This window comes from Polaromonas sp. (assembly GCF_036676035.1).
In the GTDB taxonomy this organism is placed as follows: Bacteria; Pseudomonadota; Gammaproteobacteria; order Burkholderiales; family Burkholderiaceae_C; genus Polaromonas.
In genome coordinates this window covers 20,706-29,692 of the sequence record NZ_JAKFDR010000049.1, presented here as the reverse complement: position 1 = coordinate 29,692, position 8,987 = coordinate 20,706, and the positions used below count along the sequence as shown (strand labels likewise).

General features: G+C 64.2%; 6 protein-coding genes. All 6 read left to right on the top strand.

What is annotated here, in order from left to right; genetic code table 11:
- Positions 1-191: 191 nt before the first annotated feature.
- The 6 genes from V6M61_RS08020 (at position 192) to V6M61_RS07995 (ending at position 8,932) form a co-directional block, all read left to right on the top strand.
- Positions 192-1,250, top strand: coding sequence for an ABC transporter ATP-binding protein (locus tag V6M61_RS08020; protein ID WP_332776039.1), 1,059 nt, complete (start codon positions 192-194; stop codon positions 1,248-1,250).
- A 14-nt stretch (positions 1,251-1,264) separates the two neighbouring features.
- Positions 1,265-2,263, top strand: coding sequence for an ornithine cyclodeaminase family protein (locus V6M61_RS08015; protein WP_332776038.1), 999 nt, complete (start codon positions 1,265-1,267; stop codon positions 2,261-2,263).
- 8 nt (positions 2,264-2,271) lie between these two features.
- Positions 2,272-3,333 (top strand): agmatinase, encoded by a 1,062-nt coding sequence (gene speB, locus V6M61_RS08010; RefSeq protein ID WP_332776037.1) that lies wholly within the window; start codon positions 2,272-2,274, stop codon positions 3,331-3,333.
- A gap of 48 nt (positions 3,334-3,381) precedes the next feature.
- Positions 3,382-3,738, top strand: coding sequence for a RidA family protein (locus tag V6M61_RS08005; protein WP_332776036.1), 357 nt, complete (start codon positions 3,382-3,384; stop codon positions 3,736-3,738).
- A 633-nt stretch (positions 3,739-4,371) separates the two neighbouring features.
- Entirely contained in the window at positions 4,372-5,568 is a 1,197-nt protein-coding gene (locus V6M61_RS08000) for an efflux RND transporter periplasmic adaptor subunit (RefSeq protein ID WP_332776035.1), read from the top strand.
- 7 nt (positions 5,569-5,575) lie between these two features.
- Positions 5,576-8,932: an efflux RND transporter permease subunit gene (locus V6M61_RS07995; protein WP_332776034.1), complete on the top strand. Its 3,357-nt coding sequence runs from the start codon at positions 5,576-5,578 to the stop codon at positions 8,930-8,932.
- The last annotated feature ends 55 nt before the right edge of the window (positions 8,933-8,987 follow it).

The window sequence follows — 8,987 nt, the reverse complement described above, 5'->3', positions numbered from 1 at the left end:
CGTGCGCACGCTGCCGATCTGGATGTACAGCCGCACCGTCTCGTCGCTGGACCCCACCACCCTGGCCATTTCGACCCTGATCATTGCGCTGGACGTGGCGCTGATCGCCTGGGTCGACAAGCTTGTGGCCGGCAAGGGCAGCCTCTTTTGAGCGCTGCTTCAAGAACCTGATTAACGAAAGACTGTTGCATATGGACAAGCATCTGGAACTCCGGGGCGTCAGCAAGCGCTTCGGCACGGCGAACGTCCTCAGCGATGTTGACCTGAGCATCGCCCGCGGGGAATTTGTGTGTTTGCTCGGGCCCTCGGGTTGCGGCAAGACCACGCTGCTGCGCATCATTTCCGGCTTCGAGAGTGCCAGCAGCGGCCAGCTGCTGCTGGACGGCCAGGAGATCAGCCATGTGGCTCCGCATTTGCGCGGCTTTGGCATGGTGTTTCAGTCGCTGGCGCTGTTCCCGCACATGACGGTGGCCGAAAACATCGCCTACGGAATGAAGCTCAAGGGAGTCGCCGCGGCGCAGCGCGCCAGCCGCGTGGAAGAACTGCTGCACATGGTGCAACTTCCGGCCATTGCGGACCGCCCGGTGTCGGCACTTTCCGGCGGGCAGCGCCAGCGCGTGGCCATTGCGCGTGCGCTGGCTGTTCCGCCCAAGCTGTTTTTGCTGGACGAGCCGTTGTCGGCCCTGGACGCCCAGCTGCGCGACAGCATGCAGATCGAGCTCAGGCAACTGCAGCAGCAGTTTGGCGTGACCACCGTCGTGGTGACGCACGACCAGCACGAAGCCATGATGCTGTCGGACCGCCTGGTCGTGCTCAAGGGCGGGCGCGTTCAGCAATGCGATACGCCCTCGCAGGTGTACCGCAAACCGGCCAATGCGTTCGTGGCCGAGTTCCTCGGGGCCGCCAACCTGCTGCCCGGCATGGTGCGCGGCCCGGGCGTGATAGAGGTGCTGGGCAGCGCCCTGGCGCTTCCCACCAGCTTGCCAGCCGGTAGCGCCGTGACACTGGCCGTGCGCTCCGAAGACCTCAGGTTCGAGCCGACCCCTGCCGATGCACCGGCGCGGCCCAACAGCATCCGGGGGGAGATTGATTTCCTGCGCGACCTTGGCGCCAAGTCGGAATTGATCCTGCGCTGTGGCGATGAACGCCTGCGCTGCCACGGCGGCGATGCCCAGTTTCAAAGCGCGCGCTGCGGGCAGCGTGTGAATGTGTTGATCGATGCCGAACGCTGTTCGGTGTTCGCGGCTTGAGCGGGGAGGGCGCCATGGAAAATTCTCCACTCACGAGTTCCCCGGTTTTTATCGACGCCGCCAGCGTGGCCCGGCATTTACCCTGGCCGGAACTGCTGCAGGCCCTGCACGGCGCCTTTGCCGCCACCGACCTGAGCACGCCCACGCGCGCTCATCACCACATGGAAGGCATGGGCGGCACCAGCACGCCGGTCTTGCTCTCCATGCCGGCCTGGAGCCCCCGCCTGGGCGTGGGGGTCAAACTGGTGACGGTTTATCCCGATAACGCCAGTCTCAACCTGCCATCCATCCATGGGCTTTATGTATTGATGGATGGCGCCAGTGGCCGACCCCAAGCGGTGCTGGACGCCGGCGAATTGACGGCGCGTCGCACGGCAGCCGCCTCTGCCCTGGCCAGCCGGTTTCTCTCGCGGCCCGACAGTGCCACCTTGCTGATGGTCGGCACCGGGCGCCTGTCGCAGTACCTGCCATTGGCCCACGCGCAGGTCCGTCCGATCAAACGTGTTCTGGTGTGGGGCAGGTCGCCGGCCAAAGCGCAAGAAAGCGCGCAGGCTTTGCAGGCACAGGGCGTGAATGCGGTGCCTGTCACCGGGCTGCAAGAGGCCTGTGCCGAGGCCGACATCATCAGCTGCGCTACGCTGTCCAAGACTTCGCTGCTGCATGGTGACTGGTTGCGCCCAGGCACGCACGTGGACCTGGTAGGCGCATTCACGCCGCAAATGCGTGAGGCCGATGATGAGGTGTTCAAACGCGCGGCGTCGGTCTGGTGCGACACCACTGCAGGCGCGCTGGCTGAAGCCGGTGACCTGATTCAGTCGCTGGCGTCGGGCGCGCTTGAGCCAGAGCGTATCAAAGGAGATTTGCTGAGGCTGTGCCAGGCGGGCCAGCCCGTCCCGCGCCATGACGCAGACATCACCGTTTTCAAATCGGTAGGGGCGGCACTGGAAGACCTTGCCGCCGCACGGCTGTGCCTTGAACACTTGTCCCGAGATTCAATTTTTTCCCCAACATGAGCAATGCCATGACCACCAACGCAGAACACCTGGCCCGATTGCGGGCCCGTTATGCCGACGCCTCGGGCGCCGACATGTTTCACCCGGCTTTCAAGGCCGTGGCCGATCAGATCTTCAGCAGCTCGGACCGCCGCAAGTGGCCGTTTGCCGATGTCGCCACGTTTCTCGATGCCCCTTACCGCGCGGATGGCCTGGCCCAGCCCGAGCCAAATCTGGCCGGCCTCGATGTGGCCTTGATCGGCGTGCCGATGGATCTGGGCGTGACCAACCGCGCCGGGGCCCGCCTGGGGCCGCGCGCCGTGCGCAATGTGGAGCGGATCGGACCCTACGAACATGCGCTGGGCCTGGCGCCGATCACCCGGCTGAAGATGGCCGACGTGGGCGACGTGCCCATGCGCAGCCGCTTCAGCCTGGACGAATGCCATGCCGACATCGAGGCCTGTTTTACCCAGGTCGTGCAGGCGGGTGTGATTCCGCTGGCCGTGGGCGGCGACCATTCGATCACGGGCTCCATTCTGAAAGCGGTGGGGCGCGACCGGCCGGTGGGCATGGTGCACATCGATGCGCATTGCGACACGGCCGGCACCTACGAAGGCTCCAAATTTCATCACGGTGGGCCCTTTCGCGAAGCGGTGCTGGCCGGCGTGCTGGACCCGCGCCGCAGCATCCAGATAGGCATTCGCGGTGGCGCTGAATATTTGTGGGAGTTTTCGTTTGACTCCGGCATGACCGTGATCCACGCCGAAGAATTTTCCAAAATTGGTGTGGAGGCTGTGATCCGGCGCGCCAGGGAAGTAGTGGGTGATGGCCCGACCTATGTGACGTTTGACGTAGACGGCCTGGACCCGGCCTACGCGCCGGGCACGGGCACGCCCGAAGTGGGTGGCTTGAGCCCACGCGAAGTGCTCACCCTGTTGCGTGGCCTGGCGGGCCTGAACATCGTCGGCGGTGACGTGATGGAGGTCGCCCCGCAGAACGACCCCACCGGCAACACGGCCCAGGTGGGCGCGCAGATGCTGTTCGAGATCCTGTGCCTGGTCGCGTTGTCACCAGCCATGGCCAACCGATAACAGCTGCGTATCATTTCATTTTTTCAACTTTCACCTGTCAGGAAAACCATGTCCATCCAGCGCATTGAAACCGGCCCCCGCATGTCACAAGCCGTGGTGCATCAGAAAACCATTTACCTGGCCGGTCAGGTGGCCGACCACGATGCGGGTCCCAGCGTCTACACCCAGACCCAGCAGGCCCTCGCCAGCATCGACCGTCTGCTGGCCGCTGCCGGCAGCGACAAAACCCGAATATTGAGTGCCACCATCTGGCTGACCGACATGGACACTTTTGCCGACATGAACCGCGCCTGGGAGGCATGGGTGGTGCCAGGCGCCACCCCGGCACGCGCCACAGTGCACAGTGCCCGCCTGGCCGCACCGGAGTACCGTGTAGAGATTGGCGTGATTGCGGCTCAAGCCTGAACAACACCGATATCAATACCAAACAATACCAAGCTATCGGCTGTCGTGGCGGGTTAAGGGCTCGTTCAGAAATAACTTGCACATTTGTCTCGCCAGCTTAGTGCGCACTGCGTTGTTGCGAATCGCTTGTGTGGCTGGGCCACACGACGCGCTTCACGCCTAGCATTGCATCCCGAATCTGACGGCCAAATGCACAACTTATTCCAGAACGAACCCTAAGCCCCGAACGCTGGCGAACAAAAAATGCCGGGCACGGCATAGACCGTGTTCAGCCGTAACCGGCGTGCCCGGGCCCGGTCAGTACTTTCTGGCGGTGCGCCCGCCACGCTAAACCCGACAGGGCACAGTCGCTCTGGTCGAGTGCTCCCGGCGTCATTCTTCGCCTGGCAAAGACCAAAATCCATCAGCTCTGCCGCTTATGTCGTGATGGCCTGATGGCAAGCAGATCATCCCGCGGCGCGGCAGGCCCCGCCATGGCTGGCTCAAGTTCCAGGACGGGGCCTTTTCCTTTGATGGGCGATTTTTTGCAGACAACCCTGATCACGGGCTGGGAGGGTTGCTTGACAAGCCCCCGCATTTACCATAGATTACTAACCGGTCAGTCAGTAACCTGTCTTTATCCGGATTCACACCATGAAGAAAACCGTCTTTTCCCTGGCAGCCGTGGCCATTTTATTGGCCGCCTGTTCTCCATCCGCTCCGCCTGAAGAGCCCATACGCTCGGTCAAGGTGCTCACGGTCGGCGTGAATGCGTTTTCTTCAAGCCACGAGTTTGCCGGTGAGGTCAAGGCGCAGGTTGAGTCCCGCTTGGGCTTTCGGGTCGGTGGCAAGATCATCAAGCGCCAGGCCGAACTGGGCCAGCGCGTGAAGGCCGGGCAGGTGTTGGCCCAACTCGATCCGCAAGACTACAAACTGGCTGCCGAGGCGGCCCGTGCCCAGATGGCAGCCGCCACGACCAACCGCGATCTGGCGGCGGCTGACTACAAGCGCTACAAGGAGCTCAAAGACCAGAACTTCATCAGCGGAGCCGAGTTGGAGCGCCGCGACGCCACACTCAAGGCCGCGCAGGCCCAGCTGGAGCAGGCCCAGTCGCAATTTGCCGTGCAGGGCAACCAGGCCAACTACGCCGCGCTGGTGGCGGATGTGTCGGGGGTCGTGACGGCCGTGGAGGCCGAGGTGGGGCAGGTGGTGGCAGCGGGCGCACCGGTGGTCCGCATTGCCGCCGACGGCGTGCGCGATGTGGTGTTCTCGGTACCCGAAGACAAGGTGGCCGCCATCAAGGTGGGCGCTCCGGTCAGGGTGCGCGTCTGGGCGCAAAACACCGAGCTGAGCGGCAAGGTGCGCGAGGTGGCGGCCAGCAGCGATCCGGTCACGCGGACTTACCCGGTCAAGGTCTCGCTGGACGGCCAGGAGCCGCCGGTGCTGGGCTCCACGGTGTATGTGATTCCCCAGAGCCTGGGCGATGCGGTTGCGCAAGGCGCCCAGGTCATCAAGCTGCCAACCACGGCGCTGCGGCAGGAGGGCAAGTCCACGGCGGTCTGGGTGCTGGACAAGGCCAGCATGACGCTCAAATCGCAGCTTATCCAGATTGCCACGGCCGACGGCAACGAGGCGGTGGTGGCCGCGGGCCTGGCGCCCGGCATGCTGGTGGTCAGCGCCGGGGTGCATGTGCTCTCGCCCGGCCAGAAGGTCAGTGTTTATAAGGAAAAAACGGCTGTAACCGGCGCCGATGTTGCGCAAAACGCTATCAAATCTGTAGTGAGTTTGCCGGGCTCCAATGTGCTTGGCGCGGCCGTCGCTGCGACACCCGTGGCCGCTGCGGCGAAGTGAGGCGGCCATGACGCAGACGCAACCGAAAGAGGGTTTCAACCTCTCCAAATGGGCCCTCGACCACCCGGCGCTGACGCGCTACCTGATGGTGGTGTTGATGCTGCTGGGCTTTGCCGCCTACTTCCAGCTCGGGCAGGACGAAGACCCGCCGTTCACCTTCCGTGCCATGGTGGTGCGCACCTACTGGCCCGGCGCCACGGCGCAGCAGGTGGCCGAGCAGGTGACCAACAAGATCGAGCGCACGCTGCAGGAAGTGCCGTACGCCGACAAGATCCGCAGCTATTCCAAGCCTGGCGAGTCGCAAATCATTTTCCAGATCAAGGATTCGTCCAAACCCGGCGACGTGGCCGGCGTCTGGTATGCGGTGCGCAAAAAGGTCGGCGACATGCGCTTCACGCTGCCCGGTGGCATCCAGGGCCCGTTTTTCAACGACGATTTTGGCGATGTCTATGGCGTGATCTACGCGCTGGAGGCCGACGGTTTCAACTACGCCGAACTGAAAACCTTTGCCGACGACGTGCGCCAGCAACTGCTGCGCGTGCCCGACGTCAGCAAGGTCGAGCTGTTTGGCGCGCAGGACGAAAAACTTTTCATTGAAATCTCGCAAAAGCGCCTGGCCCAGCTCGGGCTGGACTTCAACCAGGTGCTGGCGCAGCTGGGCCAGCAAAACGCGGTGGAATCCGCCGGGGCCGTGCAGACGCCGCTCGATGTGGTGCAGGTGCGTGTGGCCGGCCAGTTCGAGGCGGTCGAGCAGCTGCGCGCCATGCCGATTCGCGGCACGGGCTATGGAGCCGGCACAAGCGCCGGGGGCAACCAGCTGCGGCTGGGCGACATTGCCGAGGTCAAGCGCGGCTATGTGGATCCGCCGGCGGTGAAGGTGCACCACCAGGGCAAGGAGGTGATTGCGCTGGGCGTGTCCATGACCAAGGGCGGCGACATCATTGCGCTGGGCAAGTCGCTGACCAAGCTCTCCGAGAGCGTCAGCAAGAGTTTGCCGGCCGGCATCAGCCTGGTGCAAATCCAGAACCAGCCGAAAGCCGTGGCGACGTCGGTCAATGAGTTCGTCAAGGTGCTGGTCGAGGCCGTGGTGATTGTGCTGGCCGTCAGCTTCATCAGCCTGGGCTTTCATAAGCGGCCTGGCCATCATCCTTTGTGGCGGCGCTGGTACATCGACATGCGCCCCGGGCTGGTGGTGGGCATCACCATTCCTCTGGTGCTGGGCGTGACCTTTCTGGCCATGTGGTACTGGGGCATTGGCCTGCACAAGATTTCGCTGGGCTCGCTGATCATCGCGCTGGGCCTGCTGGTGGACGACGCCATCATTGCCGTGGAGATGATGGTGCGCAAGATGGAGGAGGGCTACGACAAGGTGCGCGCCGCCACCTTTGCCTATGAGATCACCGCCATGCCCATGCTGACCGGCACGCTCATCACGGCGGTGGGTTTCCTGCCGATCGGCCTGGCCAAATCCACTACCGGCGAGTACACCTTTGCGATTTTTGCCGTGACCGTGATTGCGCTGGTGCTGAGCTGGTTTGTCTCGGTCTACTTTGTGCCTTACCTCGGCACGCTGCTGCTCAAGACGCCGCCGGGCCGCCCCAAGGCGGCGACGGCCCCCGAGGGGCTGAGCCCCGCGGCTCCCAGTCTGCCTGCGCAGACTGGGACGGGGCGAAGAGCCGCCGACTCTGGCGGCGGCCTGTCCAGCGAGGAAAACGCAGTGGCGAGCGTGGGGGTGAACATATTGCCGCCGCATGTGCAGGAGGTGGCAAGCGGGCAGGACAGCCCGCACGAGATGTTCGACAGCCCGTTTTACAACACCTTTCGCCGGGCCGTTAATTGGTGCGTGCAGCACCGCTGGATCACGATAGGCGCCACGGTGCTGATCTTTGCGCTGGGCATCGTGGGCATGGGCAAGGTGCAGCAGCAATTCTTCCCGGATTCCAGCCGGCCGGAGATCATGGTGGACATCTGGTTCCCCGAGGGCACCTCGTTTGCGGCCAACGAAACGACGGCCAGGCGCGTCGAGCAGCGCCTGATGAAGGAAGCGGGCGTGGCCTCGGTCAGCACCTGGGTCGGCTCGGGTGTGCCGCGGTTTTACCTGCCGCTGGACCAGGTGTTCCCCCAGACCAACGTCTCGCAATTCATCGTGCTGGCCAAGGACCTGAAAATCCGCGAATCACTGCGCATCAAGCTGCCGGCCTTGCTGGCCCAGGAATTCCCGGAGGTGCGCGGCCGCGTCAAGCTGCTGCCCAACGGCCCGCCCGTGCCTTATCCGGTGCAGTTCCGCGTGGTCGGGACCGACCCCCTCGTGCTGCGCGAGCGTGCCGATGAGGTCAAGGCCGTGATGCGCGAGAACACCCATATGCGCGGCGTCAATGACAACTGGAACGAGTCCGTCAAGGTGCTGCGCCTGGAGGTGGACCAGTCCAAGGCGCGTGCGCTGGGTGTGACCAGCCAGTCGATTGCCCAGGCGTCCCGGACCATTCTGAGCGGCACCAACGTGGGCCAGTTCCGCGAGGGCGACAAGCTGATCGACATCGTGCTGCGCCAGCCGCAGGACGAGCGCAATGCGATCACCGACATCGCCAATGCCTACCTGCCGACCGCTTCGGGCCGCTCCATTCCGCTCACGCAGATCGCCAAGCCGGTGTTTACCTGGGAGCCTGGCGTGATGTGGCGCGAAAACCGCGACTACGCCATCACCGTGCAGGGCGACATTGTGGAAGGCCTGCAGGGCGCCACCGTGTCCGAAGAGCTGCGGCCCAAACTCAGGGCGCTGGAGGCCCAGTGGTACGACAACGGCATGAACGGCTACCGCATCCAGGTGGCCGGTGCGGTGGAGGAGAGCAGCAAGGGCTCGGCGTCGATTGCCGCCGGCATCCCGGTCATGCTGTTTCTGACCTTCACGCTGTTGATGCTGCAACTGCAAAGCTTTAGCCGCGCCATGCTGGTGTTCCTGACCGGCCCGCTGGGCATTGCCGGCGTGGCCGGGGCCCTGCTGCTGCTGGGCCGGCCGTTTGGTTTTGTGGCCTTGCTCGGTGTGATTGCGCTCATGGGCATGATCCAGCGCAACTCCGTGATCCTGATCGACCAGATCGAGCAGGACCGCGCCCGCGGCGTGCCCACCTGGGACGCGATCGTGGAGTCGGCGGTGCGCCGCCTGCGCCCCATCGTGCTGACCGCCGCCGCTGCCGTGCTGGCCATGATCCCGCTGTCGCGCTCGGTGTTCTGGGGCCCCATGGCCGTGGCCATCATGGGCGGCCTGGTGGTGGCGACGGTGCTGACCCTGCTGGCGCTGCCGGCGATGTACGCCGCATGGTTTCGCGTGAAGCGTGAACCGGGCGAAACACCGGCGCCTGTCTGAATCCGCCCGGCGGATGGGGTTCAGGGTAAAACCTGGACCTGATACAGGCTAAAAT

Bases quoted from the DNA above. Each gene is read 5' to 3' on its own strand.
- V6M61_RS08020 (WP_332776039.1), top strand. From the start codon at position 192: ATGGACAAGCATCTGGAACTCCGGGGCGTCAGCAAGCGCTTCGGCACG.
- V6M61_RS08015 (WP_332776038.1), top strand. From the start codon at position 1,265: ATGGAAAATTCTCCACTCACGAGTTCCCCGGTTTTTATCGACGCCGCC.
- speB (WP_332776037.1), top strand. From the start codon at position 2,272: ATGACCACCAACGCAGAACACCTGGCCCGATTGCGGGCCCGTTATGCC.
- V6M61_RS08005 (WP_332776036.1), top strand. From the start codon at position 3,382: ATGTCCATCCAGCGCATTGAAACCGGCCCCCGCATGTCACAAGCCGTG.
- V6M61_RS08000 (WP_332776035.1), top strand. From the start codon at position 4,372: ATGAAGAAAACCGTCTTTTCCCTGGCAGCCGTGGCCATTTTATTGGCC.
- V6M61_RS07995 (WP_332776034.1), top strand. From the start codon at position 5,576: ATGACGCAGACGCAACCGAAAGAGGGTTTCAACCTCTCCAAATGGGCC.